Below are 20459 nucleotides of genomic sequence, written 5' to 3' on the forward strand. Positions count from 1 at the left end.
AGCCTCAGATTATAGCGTCGTTTTTGAGGGTCTGGCAAACCGACGCAACTTTTCGCTAAAAAAGTTCAGAGCGCGATGCTCACGCCCAATCGCAGCGTGCGCGGCGCGCCCGGGAACAGGTAGACGTGACTGAACTGGTAGGGCGATTCCTTCCAGTAGCGGCGATCGAAGACGTTGTCGACGGCCAGCGACCAGCTGGTGTTCACGCCGTTGAGCTTGGTGTCGTAGCGCAGCATCGCATCGAGGCGCGTCCACGACGGCAGTCGGATCGAACCATCGGGCAGCACGTTGCGCCGGCCTTCGTACGACAGCTGTCCCGCGATCTCGAGGCCCGCCACCGCGGGCACGCGGTAGGCGATCTGCGCGCGCAGCACCTGCTTGGGCACGTTGGTCGGCGACTGTCCGTTGAGCGCGGGATCGGCCGTGCTGCCGCGGCGCTTCGCATCGATGACCGACACGCTGCCGCCGAGGCGCCACGGTCCCTGGTTCCATTGCGCGCCGGCCTCGAGCCCGCGATGCACTGCGCGGCCGTCGTTGCGCACCGTGCACGATTCGCCGCAGGCATCGAGGTTGGTCAGCGGCCGCGAGATGTCGAACCACGCGAGCTGCCAGTTGAAGGCCTCGTTGCCGCCCTTGAGGCCCAGCTCCCATTGCCGCGAGGCGAGCGCCGCGAGCGCCTGGCCCGCATTGCCGTAGAGGTCGGGCCGGTTCGGCACCACCTGCGATTCCACGCCCTTGCCCCAGCTCGCATAGGCCAGCAGCTCGGGCCGCAGCACATAGCTCACGGCCACCCACGGCGTGGTCACGTCCTGCTTGTAGCCGGTCGGGTTCGAGCCGTCGTTGCCGATGCTGCTGCGGTCGAGCCGCGTGTGGCGCACGCCGACCCAGGTGGTGAAGCGCTCGTTCCAGCGGATCGCGTCCTGCAAGGTGAGCTCGGTCGAGCGCTCGTCGCGGTTGGTCTGCGGCGTGGTGGCGTCGGGCGCCGGCGGCACGAACGAAGTCGCCCAGATGTTGCCGGTGCCCGCGTAGTTGTAGGCCTGGTTCTGGAAGCGGTTGCGCACGCGGCTTTGCAGCAGGCCGATGCCGAGCTCGTGCCGCACGCTGCCGGTCATCACGTTGCCCTTGAGGTTGAGGCTGCCCGCGGTCTGCGTGCGGCGCTCGTTCTCGCTGCGGAAGTCGTAGACGTCGAAGGTGCCGTCGCTGCAGTAGCGGTCGTAGTTGCCCTCGGCGCCGCAGCCGAAGGCGTAGGCCAGGCGGTCGTCGGTGCGCAGCCGTTGCCGGCCGATCTGCGCGCTCCAGCGCCAGTCGGCGTTGAGCGCCTGGCTGAAGCGCAGCGTGCCGGTCAGCGCATCGAATTCCGAGGGTTGCGACCAGGGCTGGTTGTTGAGGTTGATGCGCGGATCGACCGGCGCCGGCAACCGGGCACCCAGCAGGCTGTAGCCGTTCTGGCTCGGCTGTGTCTTGCGGCTCTTCTCGATCTCGAACTCGAGCACCGAGTCGCGCGTGATGCGCCAGTCGGCCGCGAGCGAGAACAGGTTGCGGTTGCCGTCGAGGTCGTGCACCAGCGGCTTGAGGTTCTCGGCCGCGACGTTGATCCGGTAGCCGAACTCACGCTGCGCACCGAAGCGCCCGCCGAGGTCGACCGCGCCGAGCAGGCTGCCGCGGCTCGTGGTCTCGATGCGCACGGTGCGCAGATCGTGTTCGGTCGGCCGCTTGACCACGTAGTTGACGAGCCCGCCCGGCGCACTGGTGCCGGCCTGGATGCCGCTGGTGCCGCGCAGGATCTCGACGCGCTCCTTGTTGTCGAGCGGGATCGAGGTCTCGGCGCTGATCGGCAGGCCCTCGCGCCGGTAGTTGAAGCGGTTGTCGAGCACGAAGCCGCGCACCGTGAGGTAGTCCCAGTAGCCGGCCGAGTTGTAGGCATCGGTCACCGAGGCATCGAACTGCGTGAGGTCCGCGAGTCGACGTGCGCCGCTCGCGCGCAGCTGGTTGCTGTCGATCACGGTGGCCGACAGCGGCAGCTCGCGCAGCGGCACGTCGCCGAAGCCGCTGATCTCGGCCGGCGGCGCGAGGGCGGCCGGGTTCACGGTCACGGCGGGCAGCGCGGTGGTGTCCTGTGCCTGGGCGAAGGCACCGTGAGCAGCGAGCAGGGCGGCCATCGCGCAGGCGATGGGGGTGCGGGAAAGAAGAGGAGAGGGATGCGTCATTCGGTCGGGTTTCAGGGCTTCGCAGCCGATGCGGTGCGGTGGGCGTCGATGGCCGCCATCCATTGCGCGGCCGTGCCTTCGGGGTCCTCGGCGGCGACCAGCGCGCGCACCACGGCGACGGAACCCACGCCGGTGGCGAGCACCTCGGGCAAGCGCAACGCGTCGATGCCGCCGATGCCCACCTGTGGATAGCCACGCAGCAGGCGCGCGTAGGCCGCGAGACGCGCTACGCCCTGCGGCGCGGTCGCCATCTTCTTGAGCGTGGTCGGGTAGACCGCGCCCATCGCGATATAGCTCGGGCCGACCGCGTCGGCGCACACCATCTCGGCATAGCCGTGCGTGCTGACGCCCAGGCGCAGGCCGGCGGCGCGGATCCGTTGCAGTTCCTCGGGCGCGAGCGCATCGAGGTCTTCCTGGCCCAGGTGCACGCCGTAGGCGCGTGCCTCGATCGCCACGCGCCAGTGGTCATTGATGAACAGCAGTGCGCCGGTGCCTTGCACGGCCGCCACGGCCGCGTGAACCTCGCGCGCCACGGCCTGCGCGTCGTCCGACTTGAAGCGCAACTGCACCGTCGGCACGCCCGCGCGCGCCATGCGGCCGACCCAGGCCGCATCGGGCAGCACGGCATAGAGGCCGAGCTGCTCGGGGCAGGGCGCGAAGGCGTTGTCGCGCGCCGCGGGCGGAAATTCACGCAAGCCGAAATCGACGGGCGCATCGGGCCAGCGCTGCGCATCGAAGCCGCCGAGGCGTTCGCTCTGCGCGCGCCAGGCGCGTGCGATGCATTCGGCGTCGATGTCGATGAAGCCGAGCGCGCCGCAGGCCTGCCGCGCGCCGCGGTAGATGGCGTCGTCGGCGCTGTAGGCGATGGCGGCCGCGGAGGCCGAGGTGGCGGCGCCGAAGCGCAGGCCATGCGCCGCGACGATCTCCTGCGCGACGCGCGCGCGGTCCAGGTGAAGGCTGTCGTTCATGGTGTCGCTCATCCCGCGTGATGCCAGAACGGCGTGCCCAGCACCGGCGTGCTCGCCTGCGCCGCATCCTGCGCGGCCATGGCGCCGGCACGGCGCGCGGCCCGGCCGGCCTGCACCGCATCGGCGAAGGCACCGGCCATCGCGACCGGGTCCTGCGCCAGTGCGACGGCGGTGTTCAGCAGCACGCCGTCGAAGCCCCACTCCATCACCTGGCAGGCATGCGAGGGCAGGCCCAGGCCCGCGTCGACCAGCATCGGCACCTCGAGCCGGTCGCGCAGCACCTGCAGCGCATAGGGGTTGACCGGCCCGCGTCCGGTGCCGATCGGCGCGGCCCACGGCATCACGGCCTGGCAGCCGACGTCGACCAGCCGCTGGCACAGCACCAGGTCCTCGGTGCAGTAGGGCAGCACCTTGAAGCCGTCGCGGATCAGCTGCGAGGCGGCATCGACCAGGTTCAGCGTGTCGGGCTGCAGCGTGTAGTCGTCGCCGATCAGCTCGAGCTTGATCCACGGCGTGTCGAACAGCTCGCGCGCCATCTGCGCGGTGGCGACCACTTCCTGCACGCTGTGGCAGCCCGCGGTGTTGGGCAGCACCGGCACCTCGAGCCGGCGCAGCAGTTCCCAGAAGCCGTTGCCGAGCTCGCTGTTGCCCGAGCCCTGGTTCGCGGTCTGGCGCCGCAGCGAGGCCGTGAGCATCGCGGGCTTCGCGCGCTTCACGGCGGCCTCGAGCAGGTCGGGCGAGGGGTAGCGCGCGGTGCCCAGCAGCAGGCGGCTGTGGAAGGTTTCGCCGTAGAGCACCAGCGGGTCGTTCGGGGTCGTGGTCATCGGTCTTGTCTCCATCAATTCGTTCAGCCGCCCGTCACGGGGCGGATCACTTCGACGCGGTCGTCGGGCTGCAGCGCGCGCGCGGCATAGGCCGAGCGCGGCACGAACTCGCGGTTCACGGCCACCGCGAAGGGCGGCGTGGCATTCAGCGCGGCGAGTGCGTCGGTCAGCGTGGCGTGCTCGGGCAGCGCGAAGGGCTTGTCGTTGATCAGGATGTTCATCGTCGTCATGGGGTCTCCAGGCCGAAGCCTTGCGCCAGCGGCGAGCGGCCCTGCGCGAGCCACTCCATCGCGGCATCGAGCAGCGCGGGCGCGATCATGAAACCGTGGCGGTACAGGCCGTTGATCTGCAGCACGCGCGGCCGCGGCTGGCGCAGCGCGGGCAGGTTGTCGGGCAGGGTGGGGCGGCACTGCGTCGCGATCTCCACGATGCGCGCCTCGGCGAAGCCGCTGTGCACCGCATAGGCGGCACTCAGCAGCTCGAGCGTGGAGCGCACGCTCGCGGGCGACATGTCGTCCGATTCGATCTCGGTCGCGCCGATCACGAACAGGCCCTCGGGCTTGGGCGCGATGTAGAGCGGATAGCGCGGATGCACGAGCCGCGTGGGCCGCGCCAGCGTCACGTCGGGCGCATGCACGCGGATCACCTCGCCGCGCACGCCGCGCAGCGCGTTCCACTGCGGCCGGGCACCGAGGCCGCGGCAGTCGATCAGCCAGTCGGGCTGGCCCGGCGAACCGGGTGCGAAGTCCTCGGGCGCGCGCGGCGACTGCCAGTGCAGCGTGACCTTGTCGTCGGCCTGCAGCGTCGCGAGCAGCGCGGCCAGCAGCGCGCGGTTGTCGAGCTGGCCTTCGCCGGGCAGGAACAGGCCGCTGGCGAAACGCCGGCCCAGCGCGGGCTCGAGCGCCTCGATGCCCGCGCCATCGAGCGTGCGCATCGGCGCCAGCTCGGGCACCTGCGTGCCGGTGTGGGCCAGCACGCGCGTGAGCCGCGCGGCCTCGTTCGCATCCTGCCGGTGCCACAGCACCAGCGTGCCTTCGCGCTGGAAGAACACCGGCCGCGCCAGCGGCGCGAGCAGCTCGGGCCAGCGCGACAGCGCGTGGTGGCCCATGCGCACCAGCGGCACCGGCGCCACCGCCGACTCGGCCAGCGGCGCGAGCATGGCCGCGGCCACGCGCGCGGCCGCGCCTTCGGCCTCGGCGCTGCCGGCCTCGTGGAGGTCGACGCGGCAGCCGGCCCGCGCGAGCGTCACGGCCATCAGCCGGCCCATGAGGCCCGCGCCGAGGATCGCCACCGATCGGAAGGGCAGGTTCATCGCCATGCTCCTTGCGCCTTCGAATCGCGTCGATAATTTTCGGCATGACCCAAGGACCCACCCAGCGCTATGCGCGCGTGCTCTCGATCGCCGGCTCCGACAGCGGCGGCGGTGCCGGCATCCAGGCCGATCTGAAGACCTTCGCGGCCCTCGGCTGCTACGGCATGACGGCCATCACGGCGCTCACCGCGCAGAACACGCTCGGCGTCACGGGCATCCACGGCGTGCCGCCGGCCTTCCTCAAGGCGCAGATCCAGGCCGTGGTCGAGGACATCGGCGTCGACGCGGTCAAGCTCGGCATGCTGCATGCGCCCGAGGTGGTCGAGGTCGTGGCCTGGGCCATCGACCACTACCGCCTGCCGAACGTGGTGCTCGATCCGGTGATGGTCGCCACCAGCGGCGACCGCCTGATCGCGGCCGAGACGGTGCAGGTGCTGGTGCGCGAACTGTTCCCGCGCGCCGCGGTGATCACGCCCAACCTCGACGAGGCGGCCCTGCTGATCGGCCATGCGATCGACGGCATCGGTGCGCTCGACGGCGCGGCCGACGAGCTGCTGGCGCTCGGTGCGCGCGCCGTGCTGCTCAAGGGCGGCCACCTGCCGGGCAGCGAGGTGGTCGACGTGCTGCTGCAGTCCAACGGCGAGCGCACGCGCCTGGCCTCGCGCCGCATCGAGAGCCGCAACCTGCACGGCACCGGCTGCACGCTGTCGTCGGCCATCGCCGCGCATCTGGCACTGGGCGCTGCGCTGCCCGAGGCGGTGGAGCGCGCGCGCGCCTACATCCTCGGCGCGATGGCGGCCGCTGTCGACGTGCAGGTCGGTGCCGGTCATGGCCCGCTCAACCACGGCTTTGCGCCAGTGCCGACGCAGCGCCTGCCGCTGCAGGCTTCGGCCGGCTGAGCCAGGCCAGCACGAAGGTCAGCGCCAGCGTCGGCAGCGCCGAGCCGAACTGCGGCGCCCATTTCGCGAGCGCGTGGTAGGCCGCGATGCCCGCGATCCAGATCAGCGCCGCCGCCAGGTCGACCTTGGGGCGCGCGCCGGCCGGCGCCACCGCGCGGCCGCCGCCCAGCCGCCCGAGGATCACGCCGTAGAGCGGCACGAACACCGAGCTCAGCAACAGCAGGAAGGGCTCGAGCGTGTGCATCGGCAGCACCAGCGCGAGCGCGATGCACAGCACGGCCAGCAGCAGGCCCCAGCGCTTCACGCTCCAGCGCGGCAGCAGGCTGTGGGTGGAGACCGAGCCCGAGTAGACGTCGCCATAGGCGTTGTCGAGCTCGTCGATCAGGATCAGGCCCAGCGCCACCAGCCCGCCCTGCGCCAGCAGCAGCGCCGTGACCAGGCTGGTGCCGGGCTCGGCCACGCTGACCACCATCACGCCCAGCGCATAGCACCAGATGTTGGCCAGCGCATAGCCGATCCAGGTGCCGCTGAAGGCGCTGCCCAGCCCGCCCGCGCTGCGCTTGCCGTGCCGCGCATAGTCGGCCACCAGCGGCAGCCACGACACCGGCATCGCGATCACGAGGTCGAGGGCGCCGAACATGCCCATGCTGCCGTCGCCCGGGCGCGACCAGAAGGCATCGAAGCCCTTGGCCTGCAACTGGGTTGCGAACTGCCAACTGAGCCACAGCAGCGACAGCACCACCAGCGGCAGCCCGAAGCGGCTCACGAAGCGCCGCACCAGCTTCACCATCGAGCCCGCGAGCAGCGCCAGCAGCACCGCGCCCCACAGCAGCGTGGTCGCCACGCCGCCCCAGGCGCTGCCGAGCCACGGCCCGGCCACCGACTGGCCGATGGCCTGCGTGCCCTCGCGCATGATCACCAGCTCGAAGGTGGTCCAGCCCACCAGCTGCACGATGTTGAGCAGCACCGGCAGCCGCGCGAAGGCGCTGCCGTAGGTGGCATGCATCAGGCCTGCGCTGGCCAGGCCGCTCTCGCAGCCCAGGCGCGCGGTCCAGGCCAGCAGCGCGGCGCCGAGGCAGGACCCCAGCGCGATCGCGATCGCCGCGTCGCGCGTGCCCACGGCCGGCACCAGGTAGGCGCCGATCTGCATCACCAGCAGGCCCACGCCCAGGCTGAACCAGAGCGAGGCATGGTCGTGCCAGCCGAAGACGCGCTGCGACACCGGCAGCGGTGTCAGCGCCTCGTTGGCGAGAGGGTTCGATGTGTCGTCGTGTGCCATCCGTTTTGCTCCGGGCAAAAGGTTTGGCAGGTGGGCGAGGCTCCAGCGGCACGGCTGGCACGCGAGAGAACGTGACAGGCCGCCGGACCAGCTTCCCTGCGCGAGGATTACCTCAATCCACACAAATAAATGCGTGGGGTGACAGGTTCAAAGGGTGTGTTCTCAGCCAGGTCGGGTGGTCCGACCTAGCACCCCTAGCGAATGGGCGGATTGTAGGCCAGACGTGAAAAAGCCCGCGACGGCGGGCTGAGAGGGGTTGGGCTGGGGGATGGTCAGGGCTTCGGCGGCGACGTCGCCAGCGGCACGCTGAGCACCCGCAAGTGGCCCTTGAGCCGCAGCATGTTGCGATAGCAGTTCACTGCCACGGCTTCGGCCTCGCGGGCCACGTCGTCGCCCGAGCTGACGATGGTCCCATCGTCGAGGACGATGGCCAGGCGCGCCGGCTTGCCATTGACGGTGGCGCGTAGACCTTCATGCGAGACAGCGCTGATCACCACGCCCTTGAGCGTGCCCGTCTTCTGTTCGCCGATCATGCGAGCTCTCCCTGAATCTGGTCGACGGCCGTCGATTCGAAGTGAGCCAGCCTCGGCGTGAACTGGCCCGCTTCGGCCGCGCTGAGCTGCAGCAGCTGCCACTCATGCAGTTCCACGGCCGTGTCGAGCTGCTCCATCTCCTGCAGGTGGATCTCGACCGGCAGCCAGGCGCCGGTTGCCAGCGCACGCCGGCGGATCTCCTGCAGGGCGATCAGGGCGCTCTGCAAATGTTCGGCCAGGCCGCGGGGCAGCACGCGCTGCTCGAGCCGCACCGCCGTCTCGATCGCGTCGCCGACGGTTACCCACTCCAGTTCGGTGGCAACGCCGATGCGCAGCGCCTTGGCGGCGGCGCGCAAGGGCTTGAGGGACGTCTCGACCTCAGTCGGGGTTAGAAGGGCTGCTGTGCGGCTCATCGAGATGCCTCCGGCATTGGGTAATCCTCGATCTCAGGCGTGCCGAACGAGCACGGTTGACGGTACGCTGGCCAGCAGCGCTCTGGATGCATGTCGAGCCACATGCAGCTGCCGCATATATCGATCCAATGCCGCTCCCACCGACCGCCGTACCAGCGGCGATACCACTGAAAGCGAGCAAAAGAGTGCTTGAACCAAAATGAACGGAAGAGCTTGGTCAACATGGCGATCACTCCACCGTTGCAGGATCTGCGCGATTGAGCCAACCCCCGCGTGTGTCTCCGAGGCGGCTGTCGAGCTGCTCTTCGGTTTCCGGCCAGAGATGGAAGTCATGCACCAGGCGCTCGTACAGCCGATTCCAGAAGAGCCGGATCTCCGCGTCCGGGTGCTTGTAGCCCAGGATCTCCGTCGCATGGAGGAAGTGCAGTTGGTAGTGATGGGGTAGGGCGTCGACCTGGCGCAGGTAGTCGTTGACGTGGACCTGCATCCGCTCGCTCCAGTGGTCTAGGTCGTCGTCACCATCGAGAGACGGCCCGGTGAACGAGCCGCCGTTCGGTTCGATCGGATTCGGCAGCACGCGGCGATCCATCGCTGAGAGAAGCACGCAGCGCCGATACCACCGGAGAAGCATCTTGGCTCCTCCGCCGTACTTAGCAAGGCCATCGGGTCCCCGGATCGCTGCCAGCAGGACGCTTTGCTGCATCATGGAAATGCCATGCACCCACGATTGCGTGACGGGGCCCGGGGCGGCGGCCTGGACTTGGTCGATCGGTGCGAACGTTCCGGGAAGTGAGGGCGCGAGGGCGGCGTCAATGTTTTGCAGCAGTGCGGTGCGGTACTGGCCGAATGTCTGGAAGGTCAAAGCGTGCGCGTCGTCGGCAATCAGATCGCGTATTTCTCGAAGAGAGCTCATGCCTGCACCTCCAGCACTTCTGCCTCGAGTTCGACCAGCTTGGGCGCCTTTTTCGGCCTCGCCAGGTTGACCACCCATTTCGTCGTGCCTTCGACGAGGTTCTTGAGAGTGCCTTCCTTGTCGTGGTACTCGGCCGCATAGCCGCTGAGAGCTCCCCGCACCCTCACCCGCTGGCCGGCCTCGAATTGAGGCTTGGCCAGCGGGCGCGGTGTACCTGAGTCCGGGAACGGCCACAGGGACTTCGCCACGAGCGTGAGGGCGCCGGCCGGAAGGACCGCGTCGCTCTCGTCATCGAAGGTGATGCGAAGCCTCCCCTTGGCCTCGAGGCGCGTCACCGTGCCCTGCTTGCCGTGCTGCGAGTACTTCGCATCGGAAACAGCAACGCGGTCGGAGACGGAGATCTCGCCGTCAGCACCAGCCCCCGCGGTGGCGACCGCAGTCGTTTCGGGCGAAGCGTCGGCCACGCCAACCACCGCCCCCTCTGGCCCAGCATCGAGCTCTTGCATCGCAGTAGCGATGCTCGCTTGAACCTCTTCCTTCGACGGCTTCTTCGCCGGCGCCGCAGGCCGCGCCTTCGATTTTTTACCCTTCGCACTTCCCTCCGGCTGCGCAGCCAGGTCGTCGGCGGCGAAAGCATTCGCGGCGCGCTCGGCCCGGATCTGTTCCTGAATTTCTGCTTTGACTCCCTGCAGGTCGATCGACAGGAGGCGAGCAAACTCTTCGATCGCAGGCGCTGAGTCGTCGTAGACGTGCTCCCCCTCCACATAGTCGACGGGCGGATCGAGATCTCCCTCCAGTAGGACTCGCAAGAGGGCGAAGCCGACCTCGGTGTCGTCGATGGAGCGGACCGACGAGGCGAGCAGTGCCTCGTCGTAGGGGGGGATCCCGAGCACGTCCGCCAGGCTCTCGCTGTTGCATCGGGCGTCTGTCGTCGAGATTTCGAGCAGCACGCGCCGCAGCAGCTGGGCACTCAGCGTGGTGATCTCGCCGGCGAGGATGCGAGGCCGGATCTGGTTGGCAGCGGCCGCGCGCCAGCGTTCTTGATACTCCTCGGCAAGCTTCCGCTTCTCTCTCGCGGCATCGAATTCGGCCTGTCGCTCAAGATCTTTCTTGAGCTCCTTGGCGACCGAGGGGTCGGCCTTGGCGGCCTTTTCGGCGATCTTGTGTCGGCCCTTCGTTTCGAGGTCGTCGGGAATGATCTCGCGCGCCTCCTGGGTATGCGGGTCAATGAACAGCTTCAACTTGCCTTTCAGGTCTCGCTCCGAAAGGACCTCTCGCAGGTCGCCGGTGAGATCGCTGTACCCATGCAGCCAGTTGGCCCACTGGTGGGGTTTGAGCTCGAGTGCCTCTTTGCCCTCAATCACTTCGACCCCACGCGCCCGCGCCTGATCAGCCAGCCTGGCTGAATGAGCCGCGCGCTTTTCCTGGAAGCAAGGGGGGTCTGTGCAGACGTCTGGACCGTCGACGTCGGAGAAGAGATCCGGCGAGGCCCCTGTGCGCTTCGGACATGCCGGACAGGTGCCTGCCGCCGGCACCAGGGTGACGTCGTCGATGGGGAAAATCGCCGTCGCCAGCTTGAGCATGACGTTCTGCTGCACCCATGCCTGGAAGGCGCGGTAGCTCAGGCGCGGCGAGCCTTGGTGGTCCTTTTGGGTGGCCTCCTTCAGCGCGTCCATCTGCAGCTTCTCATTCGGGATGCGCGCGATCAGCAGGGCGCGGCTCGCATCGATTTCTCCCGTGCGCAGCGCTTCTCGTGGGACCACGGTCAAATCCAGCAGCTTCATCCGTCCATAGACGTAGCTGCGGCTCTTGTGGATCTTGGCGCCGATCTCTTCCTTGGCCACGCCCGTGGTTTCCACGAGCTCGGCGTAGCCCTCGGCTTCCTCGAGCTCGGTGAGGCCTTCGCGTTGAAGGTTTTCGACGAGGCACGCCTCGGCGGCTTGCTGGTCGTCCAGGGCCCTGATCAGCACCGGAATCGACTTGAGACCCGCGAGGCGACTGGCCCTGAAACGACGGGCGCCGGCGACGATCTCGAACTCGGGCAGCCGCTGGCCGGGCGGGCGGTTCTCGAACGTATCCTGCAGGCGGTCCGCCGGTAGCGGTCGCACCAGGATGGGCTGCAGCACTCCGCGTCGTGCGATGTCGTTGGCCAACTCCTGCAGCGCGTCTGCGTCGAAGATGGTCCGCGGCTGATAGCGTCGCTCGACGATGAGCTCGAGCTCCAGGTCTGCAAAGGTGCGCGCGTCGGGAGCCTGCGCCTGCACTTCGGTGGCGTCGACGAGGGCGGCGCCATCGGCCGCGGCGAATTCAGTCATGGGCATGTCTTTCTCCTGAAAGCTCGGGTGAAATTGCCATCGACGGCATGGCCGCGCTTGAGCAGCGCACGCGCGATGGCGGCTTGTTCTTTGTGGCTGGCCCCGGCCTGGCGCACGAGGCCGAAATAGCTGTTGCCGGTGGCGTAGACGTCGCTCGCCGGCGCCGCCTCGATGCGCTGCAGGGCGGCGCGCAGGGTGCGCGCCCTCGTGGTGCGGCGCCAGGGCTTGATGACGTGGCCCACGAAGTCGATCCCGCGGGCCACGGGCTGGAGGATCGTCTTGCGGGGGTTGAGCTGCAGGTGCAGTTCGGCCAGCTTGCCCTCGATCTGCTCGCGCGCCCCGTTGAGCCACTGCGGGCTGCGATGCAACAACACGAAGTCGTCAACGTAGCGCACGTAGTGTGGCGCACGCAGGCGGTGCTTCACGAACTGGTCGAGGTCGTCCAGCAGCACGTTCGCGAAGAATTGGCTGCTGAGATTTCCGATCGGCAGCCCATGATGGTCGGGCGCGTTGAAGAGGCTCTTGTGCGGGGGAACCAGGGCCAATTCGTGCGGGCGCGATCGCACCTCTACGTCTTGCCGCGGATCGTGCATCAGTAGCACGGCGGCGAGCGACATCCACCAGGGCTCTACAACACGGCGTGCCAGCTGGGCGTGCAGCACCGTCTTGTCGATGCTGACGAAGAAGTTGGCGAGGTCGCATTTTAGGTAGTGCGCGGGTTCGCTCCAGTTGCTGGTGACGCTGCGCACCTGGTGCTCGAGGCGCCGAGCTGCGTACAGCGTCCCGCGGCCTGGAATGCAGGCGCAACTGTCGGCCGTGAAGGCCGCGTGGAACTGCGGCGCAATCCGGTTGTAGAGCAGGTGATGGACGATGCGGTCACGAAACTGCGCTGCCCAGACCTCGCGCGGCCGCGGCCTGGTGATGACGAAGCAGATTGATCGGCCGGGCTGGTAGCTGCCGCTGGCCAGCTCGGCGTGCAGATCGAACAGATTGCTCTCGGCCGCAGCTTCGAATGCCTGGGCGCTCGAGCTGTTGCGCTTCGTGCGTCGGCAATCGAGCCAGGCCTGCACGAGCAGGGAGAACAGGTTGGGATCTGCGGACGGCAACAGCACAACCTTCGTAGCTCTTGTGGTTGTTGTTCTGGTTGCCGTTGTTGAAGTTGCAATTCCAGGCGTACGAGGCCCTGTCGCACTATGAAGGCCGTCATGCCGAAGGCTTTCGCCGATCAGCGATGCGGCTGCACCGGACGCAGCGCGCGCAGGCGTGCTCGTATCCGTGGCGTGCATGTCGGTGGACTTGTGGTCCAGCGGCGCGACCAGATTCACTATGCGCACGGGCATGAGGGCCTTGACCGTCATGCTGCAGGCGCCCTGTTCTTCACGTTCTTGAGCCAGCCGCCGGCCTGCCGGCCGATGCTGCCCAGGAGCTCGATCGATTCGGCCCAGAGCTTGGGCGAGAGGTGCTTGCGGTCGAAGACGACGCGCAGCATCACGGTGACGGCGCGCTGCTTCGTGAGCACCTGTTCGAGATACGCTGCGCGCGTCTCGCTCTGGCTCGCATTGGCAAGCGCCATGAGCTCGAGCAGGTCCATGCAGTGCTGGATGATCTTCTCGCCCACGATGCGCTTCAGGCTGCGTGGCATTTGCTCTTGCACGCTGACAGCGAGGTTGAGCAACTGCACGCCCGTGCGATGAATGGGCAGCTTGTCGTGGACGGCCATCGGTTCAGTTCAAAAGGATTGAAGGACCGAAGGACTCAAAGTCTGCGGACGGCAACAGCACAACCTTCGTAGCTCTTGCGGGTGGTGGTCTGGAGGCCGTGGGTGAAGCCGCAACACCAGGCGTACGAGGCATCGTCCTCGTGCTCCTGGCAGGACCAGTGCCATGCGCCCTCGAGGTGAGGTTTGCAGTTGGCGAACAGCAGGGCCTGTTCCTGGCGATCGGGCAGCGTGCCGCCGATGCTTGCGGCCCACTTCATCGCGTCGTCCCAGGGCATGCGGTCGTCCGGGCGCTTGAGGATGAGCACCAGGTGGTGCTTCACGTTGCCGGCTTCGTCGAGCACGGCGCCGGCGTAGATCTCGCCGGCGCGCAGTTCGATCTTCGTTTCGGGCAGAACCTGCACGACGGTCGCTGTGGACTGGGCCTGCAGTTGCTCGATCATTGCGGCCAGTTCGGACTGGCGGGCCCTGACGGCCTCGAGGGTGACATTGCTCATGGGCATGCTCCTGAAGGATTGAAGGACTAAGCCGTGAGCGGAATCAGGCGGACGGCAACAGCACAACCTTCGTAGCTCTTGCGGCTGGTGAGCTGGTGGCCGTCGTCGAAGTTGCAATACCAGGCGTACGAGGCGTCATAGGACTCGCAGGTCCAGTGCCAGCGGGGCGTGAGCTGCGGCTTCAGGTTCACGTAGAGCAGGGCGGCCACGGCCCGCGACGGCAGTTCGCCGCCCTGGCTGGCGGCCAATTCCATGGCGTCCTTCCAGTTGATGTCTTCGGCCTTGATCGGCAGGAGGACGACGGCGACGTGCTTGCCATCGGCGAGGGTGGTGATGCCGGCGAAGGTGCCGCCCTCGAGCGACTGGCCGAGGGGCGGCAGTGCGCCGAGGGTGAGGCTCGTGGTTGCCGGGCTGTCGGCGATTTCGATGGGCACGGTGGCTCCTTCAGTTGGTGGAAGTGGAGGAAAGGGACTGGAGCGCTGCCGCGGCCTGCATGAGCAGGCGTGCCGCGCTTTCGAGCGCGCGGCCGATGTCGGCCGCGGACAGGGCAGGGGTGTTGCCCGTGTTGGTGTTGATCTCGGGGTGTGCCGAACGAATGCCGGGCACCTGGTCGACCGCGATCGGGGGAGCCGAGTGCGGGTAGGTGGGCAGGGGCACAGACGCCACGCCCAGCGAAGCGTCCGGCTGGTAGCCGGGCAGGGCGAGCGCCGTCCGCTTGCCGATGCGCAGCCGGATCAGCGCGCCGTGGAAAAGCGGCGGCTTGAAGATGGACGTGATCGAGGTCGGCGGGATGCTGTAGCGCTCGCAGATCTCGCTGTAGAAGAGATGCCCGCCGTGTTCTCGCAGGTGCGTGATCACCAGGTCAGGGAAACTGCCGCCTCGTGGGCGGTAGCCCTTGATCGCCGGTGGCGGGATGCGGTTGACATACGTGACCGTGGGCAGCGGCTGCAGAGGCTCCGGCGCCGGTGGTGGGGACCTGGGCGGTTCGCCCAGCGGCGCGGGTTCAGGCTCAGCGACGCGAGACGTGCCGCGGGAGATCGGCACCGGCGGCGCTGGCGGAAGCGGGGCGAGCAGTTCTTCGCGCTGCTGCTCGCGGGTCACCAGGCGGTCGCCCATGCGACTCGGGATCGCGTAGGCGTCGTAGGCGCCCTGCCGCGGGGACGTGCGGCGCAAGTCGTCGCCGGTGTAGATCTCGCGGGACACCGCGGTCCGGGGCGTGGCGATGCTGCCGCTCATGACCGACGCTCCGAGAAGATGCGACCGATCAGCGGAAGATCCTGCAACAGCAGCGTGCCCTCGCGCATCCGTCGGTACACCCACATGCTGGCGACGATGCCGAAGGGGCCGCCGGCCAGATAGGCAGCGACCTCCACGCCGTTGGCATCCGGTGCGAGCTTGAACAGCACCAGGTTGCAGCTGCCGATGGCAGCGCTGTTGAGGAAGGCTGCGACGTAGTGGCCGTTGTTGACCAACTGACTCTGCAGGCCCAGCGCGAAGACCAGGCCGAAGGTGCTGGCCAGCAAGTAGAGCGCGCTCACGATGCCCGCCTCGCGAGGTGGATCCGATCGATGTCGACACCGGCACCGGGGACGTGAGTGCTGATGGTCGAGACCACATCCCGTGCGCGAGCACGGATGCAGGGCGTGGCCGCGTGGCCGAGGCCTTCGGGGTCGTTGAGCTCGAGCGCGAGCGAAATCGCCGGCACCTGGTTGCGGTCGTAGATGACCTCCGCACCGCGGCGGAACGACGTCCCGAGGAACTCCATGGCCAAGGCTTCGGCGCGGGAGAGGCGCCGGCCGACGGCGGGAGGGATCGCATCCGTGCGGACGCTGACCTGGTCGTCGCCGAGGTCGATCAAGGTGATGGTGACGGATGGCAAGGTGGAGCTCCGGTCAAGCGAGGAGGGCCACGGCCTGGACATCCGGGAGGATCGTCCGCATGCCGTGGAAGGTCGTGGTGATGCGGACGCGCGCGCCCTTTTTGAGGGACGCGGCTTTGTGCTCGGCCTGCTTGCGGCTGGCCTCGCTGTAGATCTGCTCGACGTGGATGGTTCGGCCGCTGCCGACCAGTGCGTGGACGGGGCGTACCTCGAGCCAGAGCACGGGCGCTGGGCGCTTGTGCTCCCCCACGAGCGCGGTCCGCACCTGCGCGTCCTGCAGCAGGACGCCGTCGAGGTCGAAGCAGAGCGGCTCACCTTCCGTGTCGAACAGGTCGACTGCGGCGCACGGTGCAGACGTCTGTACTGCGCCCGCGGTCATGGCTCGCGCCTCCTCGCTCCGCTACGATGCGTCGTACCAAAATCTCGAGGAGATTCGATGGACGGTACTGACGAGTTCGATACGCGCCTGCAGGCGATGCAACGTGCAAATGCTCCCAAGGCCGAGGAGGATGCGGCGATCGTGGCGTACGAGCGGCTTCGGACCGCCCGCGCGATCGCTCGAAGCTTGCTGGACGACCCCACCTCGGCGGATGTGGTTGCGGTCTTCGCGGGCATCAACGCTATTGCCTCATCGCAGAGCGACGGCGGGAGCTTTTGAACCTCCACGAGTACCAAGCGCGGTTGACGTGCGTAGGGCGGGCGAAGCTCCGCCGTCATGAGTAGTCGCCCCGCTTCGAGGGTGGTGATCTCGGCGGCCAAAAGAGCGTCGCTGCGGAAAACACTGAGGGCTGCCTGGCTCATGGCGTGGGCCTTGGCAGCTGGCCCACTGCATATGCCACGAGGGCAATGCATACGGCCGAGATGAACGATGCCAAGCACAGTGTGACCGCGACGTCTGCGATCCACTCGACAGGCGTCTTCCTGGGTTGGTGCTCGTTGTGCAGCTGCTCGAGCTGCAGCGGGTCGAGGTGGCGCCTCATGGCTTGGCGCTCTTGCAAGCCGTGTAGATCATCTCGCTGGCGGTGCCCGCGGTGACCTTGTCGGCAACGTCCATGACGGTCGCGACGCCGTACAGTGCGACGATGGCGCCGGCGACGAGGATGCCTTCGAGCCAGCTCATTGCATGGCTCCGGTGCGAACCACCAGCAGTTCGCCCTGGGCGGTGAGCCCGACGCAGCGAGCATCAGCGGTTCCGTCGTCGAGGTGCTCCGAGAGTCGGTTGTGCGCGTCGTGCCACATATCGGAACGGGCGTCGGCCCACTCGGCCTCGCGCGTCAGCTGTTCCACCTGTGCCTCGAGCTCCTCGATGCGTTGAGCCTGTTCGGCGGCGTGCTGGCGCAGATGGTCGAGCTCGAGTCGTTCGAGCCGGCGCTGGATCCGGGCGGTGGCCTGCGAGTGCGTCACGCGATTCATTCCCGCACCTCGACCAGGTTGCCGTCCGCGAGGGTCCCGGCCATGGCGTGGTCGAGTCGATCAATGAAATGGGGTGCCGCCGCCGCCGCTGCGGGCAGAGCGATCACCCCGCTGGCTTGGGCATGGCGCAAGCCGCGAAGAAGGTGCGGCACCTCGCATTGATCAGGATCGTCCTCGAAGCCCTCGAGGAAGCCGACCATGCTCGCGAGCAGCGAGCCGAGCGGCTGGGGTGCCGCTTTCGCGGCGGGAAAGGAAAGAACCATGTTCGTCTCCAGGTACCGCTACGGAATGCAGCAGATGGAGACAGTATTCCCACATGTGGGATAAATGGCAACCCATATTTGGGAAAGACCATCCGCAAACCTCGGGATTCCCATTTATGGGAATTTTGGGTGGTAACCCTCACAACGTGCCGTGGTAGATGCCTCTTTACTACGGCGCGTAGTGGCGAATTTGTCCCTTTACCACCGTGCGTGGTACCACGCGGTGTTGTTGAGGGTTATTGCCTATAACGAAGTACTACGGGTTTCCTCAGTCAACCGTCAGAATCGTTTCACGATGAAACATGAGGAGAGGCGACAGATGATCGGAGCCCGGCTGAAGACTGCCCGGCTGCTGATTCGAATGAGCCAAGCCGAGGTTGCGGCTGGCTTGGGTGTGGCACAGCAGACAATTGCGAGCTGGGAGGCAGGACGATCAATGCCGCCTCCGGAGGTAATCATCGACTTATGCGAGATGTACGGCACGATGCCGAATTTCCTGCTCCTCGCAGATCCTGCTGTTCGGGTTTTGCGGTTCGAAGAATGCCCGCCCGAGGGGCGAACTAGGTGCCGTGCGCTGGGCTTTGGGGTCATGCAACAAAGGGCGACCCATTGCCTGCAAACGCACGATGGAATGCCTTTGTCGCGCTCCAGTTAAAGCTGGTGGCGATTTACCGAATGGGCATATTCTGCTGATTCAAAACTGAGCCCGGTGGTTTGGGATCTTTGGTAACGCTGTAAGGACACCGGGTGATCTTTCCATCGATCCATGGCGGCGCCGACTCCTCAAAACCCTGGTACCACTTGTGCCGGTTAAACAGCACCTTTGATCCGCTGGTACTCGGCTTAATCAATGCATTGATGTAATCCAGTCTGACCCCATCAGCAGTTCCGGAAAATCTTACTTCGCCCTCTTTTGCTTCGGGGAAATACTGGGCGGCAATTGTGCTGTCGGTTGGGTAACACTCGTTCAACGCACGAACAATATTGCGGTACGTCGTTTCGGAGGAGTAGGGAGATTCCACCTCGAAAGGGACGCTGTTAGTTGAGTCCAGTATTGAGACGCACCCGCCCAACATGGCAGCTGCGGAGATCAAAAGAGTCGTACGAATCATCGTCCCCCCTATGAACCGAGTTTTGCGAACTCCTGAGCCGCCTCCCTCGCGCGCTGCCATTTTTGTCGCTCTTCCTCTGCAACAGCCGTGAGCATCGGAGGGTTAGCTGCGTCTAGGTCAGGCACGAGGAGTTGCCACGCCTCGATTCCAAACGCCTTCGCGACCCCATCCAAATGGTCGACGCCGGTATTAACTTCAGCTTTCGTCATGCGCTCCACAACGCCTTTGCTTACGGGCGTCCCTGCGCCATCGGCCTCTTCGACGATCTGAATGATCGTCCAAGGCCGCTGGCCAGCCGCTTTGCGGGCCGCCATGAGCGCCTTGACGTTATCGGCGAGGACTTTCCGTGTGCCTGCTTCCATGCGAGAAGTGTGAGCAAATCCACTTCCCATACTCGGGATTTGGGATTTCCCAAATCTGGGTCTAAGATCAGGGATCATGGAGTCGATCATCATCTTCCTCAAGCGTCGGCTACGCGAAGTTGGTCCATCCCGATGGGAGGCGATCGCCTCAGCGACGGGTGTTGCGCGCACGCTGCCTCGCAAGATTGCTTACGGAGATCGAGAGAACCCAGGAGTTGAGACCATCCAGCCGCTCCTGGACTTCTTCTACGCTGTTGATCGAGGCGAGATCAGCCTGCCGGAACAGGTTGAAGCGAGGGCCGCCTGATATGCGCAGCACCATCACCCGCCGCGCCGGCCGCAAGCGGCAGCTCGGCCTCACTATCCGAAACGCGACGAGCGTGAATGTGTCGGTCGCATCTCGCTCCCGTGCGCCGGACGGGAGTGTTGTGATCCGGCTCGAAGCCGAGTCGAGATCCAGTCCGCCCAGATATGTGGTCGGTGGAGAGGGGGTGGCGTTGACCGTACCGCTGCCCGTCACGCAGTCCGTGCCGACATCACGCGCTGGCGTACGGACTGATGTATTCGATCGAAGTGGACCGTGCTGCGCAACGTCAGTTCGTCCAGCAATGCTTGGGAGGCTGGCTCGCTGGCTGTCGAGGCTGATTGCGAGAGCCTGCGGAGTTCGATCATGACGCGGTCGAGCCCTTCCAGGTTGCCAGCAAACATGTTGGTCAGGACGAATTCGAGCAGATATCGCTGCGTTGACAGTTGCGCGCTGAACTCCAAATCGTTGTCGCGATACCCGCGGTCTGGTGTCGTTCCTGGCCCTGCTGCGTTTTCCATGTTCGCCCCTTTCGTTGGCTCTGGTGGTGTGGAAATCCCATTGTCCAGCGGGAGAGGGCGGGCACCACTCTGCGGTTTTCCCCGCCGCCGACACGATCGGCGAGCACGTTCTTTCCTCTCTTCTCCTCCTTGGGCTGTGCGCGGGCAGGTGCACATGCTTTGGCTTGTCGAGGCGGCGGGGTCTTTGTGTTGTCGTCATGCGGGAGGCAGTTTGTCGCGCCGCAGCATTGCTGTCAGTAACGATGAAAGAGAGCCATCGCAATGGCCATGGATGTAAAAACCGCCGCGTTCAACGTCGGGCACGACTTCGAGGGAGGCGTGGTCGCACTGGCCCCGTCGATCGGCAAGAACGCCAACACCCTCAACGCGGAGCTCGCAGGCATCGGCAGCGCCAAGCTCGGCCTGGCAGACGCGGTCAAGATGACCATGCGAGCCAAGGATTACCGGATCCTCGATGCGTTCGCAACCGTGTGCGGCCGCATGTGCATCCCGCTGCCCGAGATGCTCGATGTCGAGGGGGACGACTGCATGCGCGCACTCGCCGACTCCTCGCGCGAGTACAGCGAGCTGGTCGCTGCAACATGCGCCTCGCTGGCCGATGACGGCCAGTTTTCAGCCAACGAGCTGCTCCAGCTGCAGACCGAAGCCGGCCACGCGATCGCGGCCATCAATGCGCTGCTTGCCGCCGCCACCAGGCGCCATCAGTCAGGCAAGCCGGCGGCGTAGAG

Annotated in this window: 29 protein-coding genes; 5 read left to right on the plus strand and 24 right to left on the minus strand. The window is 66.7% G+C overall.

Annotation, left to right across the window (positions count from 1 at the left end; genetic code table 11):
- Positions 1-65: 65 nt before the first annotated feature.
- The 5 genes from R0232_RS14930 to R0232_RS14950 are packed head-to-tail and all read right to left on the minus strand — an operon-like array spanning position 66 to position 5311.
- Positions 66-2159, minus strand: coding sequence for a TonB-dependent siderophore receptor (locus R0232_RS14930; RefSeq protein WP_431512575.1), 2094 nt, complete (start codon positions 2157-2159; stop codon positions 66-68).
- Positions 2160-2218: 59 nt separating this feature from the next.
- On the minus strand, positions 2219-3175 hold the full coding sequence (locus R0232_RS14935) for a thiamine phosphate synthase (protein WP_431512576.1): 957 nt from the start codon (positions 3173-3175) through the stop codon (positions 2219-2221).
- An 8-nt stretch (positions 3176-3183) separates the two neighbouring features.
- The gene (locus R0232_RS14940; protein ID WP_093341443.1) at positions 3184-3999 is read right to left on the minus strand and encodes a thiazole synthase; all 816 of its coding nucleotides are present in this window, start codon (positions 3997-3999) and stop codon (positions 3184-3186) included.
- A gap of 23 nt (positions 4000-4022) precedes the next feature.
- Positions 4023-4220 carry a sulfur carrier protein ThiS gene (gene thiS, locus R0232_RS14945; RefSeq protein ID WP_093342404.1) on the minus strand — a complete coding sequence of 66 codons (198 nt, stop codon included), beginning with the start codon at positions 4218-4220 and terminating at the stop codon, positions 4023-4025.
- Positions 4221-4225: 5 nt separating this feature from the next.
- Positions 4226-5311, minus strand: coding sequence for an FAD-dependent oxidoreductase (locus tag R0232_RS14950; RefSeq protein WP_431512577.1), 1086 nt, complete (start codon positions 5309-5311; stop codon positions 4226-4228).
- Positions 5312-5355: 44 nt separating this feature from the next.
- Here R0232_RS14950 and thiD point away from each other — a divergent pair, with 44 nt between their 5' ends.
- The gene (gene thiD, locus R0232_RS14955) at positions 5356-6210 is read left to right on the plus strand and encodes a bifunctional hydroxymethylpyrimidine kinase/phosphomethylpyrimidine kinase (protein WP_431512578.1); all 855 of its coding nucleotides are present in this window, start codon (positions 5356-5358) and stop codon (positions 6208-6210) included.
- On the opposite strand, the gene R0232_RS14960 is transcribed toward thiD, so the two are convergent.
- The 14 genes from R0232_RS14960 to R0232_RS15025 form a co-directional block, all read right to left on the minus strand.
- The gene (locus R0232_RS14960; RefSeq protein WP_431512579.1) at positions 6149-7489 is read right to left on the minus strand and encodes a purine-cytosine permease family protein; all 1341 of its coding nucleotides are present in this window, start codon (positions 7487-7489) and stop codon (positions 6149-6151) included. The two genes, thiD and R0232_RS14960, sit on opposite strands and share 62 nt — an antisense overlap.
- 272 nt (positions 7490-7761) lie before the next feature.
- The gene (locus R0232_RS14965; protein WP_431512580.1) at positions 7762-8022 is read right to left on the minus strand and encodes a hypothetical protein; all 261 of its coding nucleotides are present in this window, start codon (positions 8020-8022) and stop codon (positions 7762-7764) included.
- The gene (locus R0232_RS14970) at positions 8019-8435 is read right to left on the minus strand and encodes a hypothetical protein (RefSeq protein WP_431512581.1); all 417 of its coding nucleotides are present in this window, start codon (positions 8433-8435) and stop codon (positions 8019-8021) included. Before R0232_RS14970 ends, R0232_RS14965 begins: the two co-directional genes overlap by 4 nt.
- Positions 8432-8659, minus strand: a complete 228-nt coding sequence (locus R0232_RS14975; RefSeq protein WP_431512582.1) for a hypothetical protein — start codon at positions 8657-8659, stop codon at positions 8432-8434. The genes R0232_RS14970 and R0232_RS14975 overlap by 4 nt, the downstream gene beginning before the upstream one ends.
- Before the next feature lie 5 nt (positions 8660-8664).
- Positions 8665-9348, minus strand: coding sequence for a hypothetical protein (locus R0232_RS14980; RefSeq protein WP_431512583.1), 684 nt, complete (start codon positions 9346-9348; stop codon positions 8665-8667).
- The gene (locus tag R0232_RS14985; protein WP_431512584.1) at positions 9345-11663 is read right to left on the minus strand and encodes a ParB/RepB/Spo0J family partition protein; all 2319 of its coding nucleotides are present in this window, start codon (positions 11661-11663) and stop codon (positions 9345-9347) included. Before R0232_RS14985 ends, R0232_RS14980 begins: the two co-directional genes overlap by 4 nt.
- Positions 11660-13021: an RNA-directed DNA polymerase gene (locus R0232_RS14990; RefSeq protein WP_431512585.1), complete on the minus strand. Its 1362-nt coding sequence runs from the start codon at positions 13019-13021 to the stop codon at positions 11660-11662. The genes R0232_RS14985 and R0232_RS14990 overlap by 4 nt, the downstream gene beginning before the upstream one ends.
- Complete coding sequence (locus tag R0232_RS14995; RefSeq protein WP_431512586.1) at positions 13018-13383, minus strand: four helix bundle protein; 366 nt, start codon at positions 13381-13383, stop codon at positions 13018-13020. Before R0232_RS14995 ends, R0232_RS14990 begins: the two co-directional genes overlap by 4 nt.
- Positions 13384-13418: 35 nt before the next feature.
- Positions 13419-13877, minus strand: coding sequence for a DUF1566 domain-containing protein (locus tag R0232_RS15000; protein WP_431512587.1), 459 nt, complete (start codon positions 13875-13877; stop codon positions 13419-13421).
- 26 nt (positions 13878-13903) lie between these two features.
- Positions 13904-14311 carry a hypothetical protein gene (locus tag R0232_RS15005; RefSeq protein ID WP_431512588.1) on the minus strand — a complete coding sequence of 136 codons (408 nt, stop codon included), beginning with the start codon at positions 14309-14311 and terminating at the stop codon, positions 13904-13906.
- A gap of 10 nt (positions 14312-14321) precedes the next feature.
- Positions 14322-15113: a hypothetical protein gene (locus tag R0232_RS15010; protein WP_431512589.1), complete on the minus strand. Its 792-nt coding sequence runs from the start codon at positions 15111-15113 to the stop codon at positions 14322-14324.
- Complete coding sequence (locus tag R0232_RS15015) at positions 15110-15415, minus strand: hypothetical protein (protein WP_431512590.1); 306 nt, start codon at positions 15413-15415, stop codon at positions 15110-15112. Before R0232_RS15015 ends, R0232_RS15010 begins: the two co-directional genes overlap by 4 nt.
- Complete coding sequence (locus tag R0232_RS15020; RefSeq protein ID WP_431512591.1) at positions 15412-15756, minus strand: hypothetical protein; 345 nt, start codon at positions 15754-15756, stop codon at positions 15412-15414. Before R0232_RS15020 ends, R0232_RS15015 begins: the two co-directional genes overlap by 4 nt.
- A gap of 13 nt (positions 15757-15769) precedes the next feature.
- Entirely contained in the window at positions 15770-16135 is a 366-nt protein-coding gene (locus R0232_RS15025; RefSeq protein ID WP_431512592.1) for a hypothetical protein, read from the minus strand.
- 57 nt (positions 16136-16192) lie between these two features.
- On the opposite strand from R0232_RS15025, the gene R0232_RS15030 reads away from it, so the two are divergent.
- Positions 16193-16414 carry a hypothetical protein gene (locus tag R0232_RS15030; protein WP_431512593.1) on the plus strand — a complete coding sequence of 74 codons (222 nt, stop codon included), beginning with the start codon at positions 16193-16195 and terminating at the stop codon, positions 16412-16414.
- Between the two features lie 318 nt (positions 16415-16732).
- On the opposite strand, the gene R0232_RS15035 is transcribed toward R0232_RS15030, so the two are convergent.
- From R0232_RS15035 to R0232_RS15045, 3 genes are read right to left on the minus strand one after another with little or no spacing between them, the layout of a single operon-like run.
- Positions 16733-16876: a hypothetical protein gene (locus R0232_RS15035; RefSeq protein ID WP_431512594.1), complete on the minus strand. Its 144-nt coding sequence runs from the start codon at positions 16874-16876 to the stop codon at positions 16733-16735.
- On the minus strand, positions 16873-17169 hold the full coding sequence (locus R0232_RS15040; protein WP_431512595.1) for a hypothetical protein: 297 nt from the start codon (positions 17167-17169) through the stop codon (positions 16873-16875). The genes R0232_RS15035 and R0232_RS15040 overlap by 4 nt, the downstream gene beginning before the upstream one ends.
- On the minus strand, positions 17166-17432 hold the full coding sequence (locus R0232_RS15045; RefSeq protein ID WP_431512596.1) for a hypothetical protein: 267 nt from the start codon (positions 17430-17432) through the stop codon (positions 17166-17168). The genes R0232_RS15040 and R0232_RS15045 overlap by 4 nt, the downstream gene beginning before the upstream one ends.
- A 361-nt stretch (positions 17433-17793) precedes the next feature.
- Here R0232_RS15045 and R0232_RS15050 point away from each other — a divergent pair, with 361 nt between their 5' ends.
- Complete coding sequence (locus tag R0232_RS15050; RefSeq protein ID WP_431512893.1) at positions 17794-18087, plus strand: helix-turn-helix domain-containing protein; 294 nt, start codon at positions 17794-17796, stop codon at positions 18085-18087.
- Between the two features lie 465 nt (positions 18088-18552).
- Here R0232_RS15050 and R0232_RS15055 read toward each other — a convergent pair whose 3' ends face one another.
- Entirely contained in the window at positions 18553-18906 is a 354-nt protein-coding gene (locus tag R0232_RS15055; RefSeq protein ID WP_431512597.1) for a hypothetical protein, read from the minus strand.
- 76 nt (positions 18907-18982) lie between these two features.
- Here R0232_RS15055 and R0232_RS15060 point away from each other — a divergent pair, with 76 nt between their 5' ends.
- Positions 18983-19213: a hypothetical protein gene (locus tag R0232_RS15060; RefSeq protein ID WP_431512598.1), complete on the plus strand. Its 231-nt coding sequence runs from the start codon at positions 18983-18985 to the stop codon at positions 19211-19213.
- A gap of 209 nt (positions 19214-19422) precedes the next feature.
- On the opposite strand, the gene R0232_RS15065 is transcribed toward R0232_RS15060, so the two are convergent.
- Complete coding sequence (locus R0232_RS15065) at positions 19423-19731, minus strand: hypothetical protein (protein ID WP_431512599.1); 309 nt, start codon at positions 19729-19731, stop codon at positions 19423-19425.
- A gap of 261 nt (positions 19732-19992) precedes the next feature.
- Between R0232_RS15065 and R0232_RS15070 the strand changes: the two genes are divergently transcribed.
- Positions 19993-20457: a phage regulatory CII family protein gene (locus tag R0232_RS15070; RefSeq protein WP_431512600.1), complete on the plus strand. Its 465-nt coding sequence runs from the start codon at positions 19993-19995 to the stop codon at positions 20455-20457.
- The last annotated feature ends 2 nt before the right edge of the window (positions 20458-20459 follow it).

The sequence above is a fragment of the Variovorax sp. DAIF25 genome (assembly GCF_050711835.1).
Lineage (GTDB): Bacteria > Pseudomonadota > Gammaproteobacteria > Burkholderiales > Burkholderiaceae_C > Variovorax.

Coding starts and splice junctions, on each gene's coding strand:
- R0232_RS14930 (WP_431512575.1), bottom strand. CDS start 2,159: ATGGCCGCCCTGCTCGCTGCTCACGGTGCCTTCGCCCAGGCACAGGAC.
- R0232_RS14935 (WP_431512576.1), bottom strand. CDS start 3,175: ATGAACGACAGCCTTCACCTGGACCGCGCGCGCGTCGCGCAGGAGATC.
- R0232_RS14940 (WP_093341443.1), bottom strand. CDS start 3,999: ATGACCACGACCCCGAACGACCCGCTGGTGCTCTACGGCGAAACCTTC.
- thiS (WP_093342404.1), bottom strand. CDS start 4,220: ATGAACATCCTGATCAACGACAAGCCCTTCGCGCTGCCCGAGCACGCC.
- R0232_RS14950 (WP_431512577.1), bottom strand. CDS start 5,311: ATGAACCTGCCCTTCCGATCGGTGGCGATCCTCGGCGCGGGCCTCATG.
- thiD (WP_431512578.1), top strand. CDS start 5,356: ATGACCCAAGGACCCACCCAGCGCTATGCGCGCGTGCTCTCGATCGCC.
- R0232_RS14960 (WP_431512579.1), bottom strand. CDS start 7,489: ATGGCACACGACGACACATCGAACCCTCTCGCCAACGAGGCGCTGACA.
- R0232_RS14965 (WP_431512580.1), bottom strand. CDS start 8,022: ATGATCGGCGAACAGAAGACGGGCACGCTCAAGGGCGTGGTGATCAGC.
- R0232_RS14970 (WP_431512581.1), bottom strand. CDS start 8,435: ATGAGCCGCACAGCAGCCCTTCTAACCCCGACTGAGGTCGAGACGTCC.
- R0232_RS14975 (WP_431512582.1), bottom strand. CDS start 8,659: ATGTTGACCAAGCTCTTCCGTTCATTTTGGTTCAAGCACTCTTTTGCT.
- R0232_RS14980 (WP_431512583.1), bottom strand. CDS start 9,348: ATGAGCTCTCTTCGAGAAATACGCGATCTGATTGCCGACGACGCGCAC.
- R0232_RS14985 (WP_431512584.1), bottom strand. CDS start 11,663: ATGACTGAATTCGCCGCGGCCGATGGCGCCGCCCTCGTCGACGCCACC.
- R0232_RS14990 (WP_431512585.1), bottom strand. CDS start 13,021: ATGACGGTCAAGGCCCTCATGCCCGTGCGCATAGTGAATCTGGTCGCG.
- R0232_RS14995 (WP_431512586.1), bottom strand. CDS start 13,383: ATGGCCGTCCACGACAAGCTGCCCATTCATCGCACGGGCGTGCAGTTG.
- R0232_RS15000 (WP_431512587.1), bottom strand. CDS start 13,877: ATGAGCAATGTCACCCTCGAGGCCGTCAGGGCCCGCCAGTCCGAACTG.
- R0232_RS15010 (WP_431512589.1), bottom strand. CDS start 15,113: ATGAGCGGCAGCATCGCCACGCCCCGGACCGCGGTGTCCCGCGAGATC.
- R0232_RS15025 (WP_431512592.1), bottom strand. CDS start 16,135: ATGACCGCGGGCGCAGTACAGACGTCTGCACCGTGCGCCGCAGTCGAC.
- R0232_RS15030 (WP_431512593.1), top strand. CDS start 16,193: ATGGACGGTACTGACGAGTTCGATACGCGCCTGCAGGCGATGCAACGT.
- R0232_RS15035 (WP_431512594.1), bottom strand. CDS start 16,876: ATGAGCTGGCTCGAAGGCATCCTCGTCGCCGGCGCCATCGTCGCACTG.
- R0232_RS15040 (WP_431512595.1), bottom strand. CDS start 17,169: ATGAATCGCGTGACGCACTCGCAGGCCACCGCCCGGATCCAGCGCCGG.
- R0232_RS15045 (WP_431512596.1), bottom strand. CDS start 17,432: ATGGTTCTTTCCTTTCCCGCCGCGAAAGCGGCACCCCAGCCGCTCGGC.
- R0232_RS15050 (WP_431512893.1), top strand. CDS start 17,794: ATGAGCCAAGCCGAGGTTGCGGCTGGCTTGGGTGTGGCACAGCAGACA.
- R0232_RS15055 (WP_431512597.1), bottom strand. CDS start 18,906: ATGGAAGCAGGCACACGGAAAGTCCTCGCCGATAACGTCAAGGCGCTC.
- R0232_RS15060 (WP_431512598.1), top strand. CDS start 18,983: ATGGAGTCGATCATCATCTTCCTCAAGCGTCGGCTACGCGAAGTTGGT.
- R0232_RS15065 (WP_431512599.1), bottom strand. CDS start 19,731: ATGGAAAACGCAGCAGGGCCAGGAACGACACCAGACCGCGGGTATCGC.
- R0232_RS15070 (WP_431512600.1), top strand. CDS start 19,993: ATGGCCATGGATGTAAAAACCGCCGCGTTCAACGTCGGGCACGACTTC.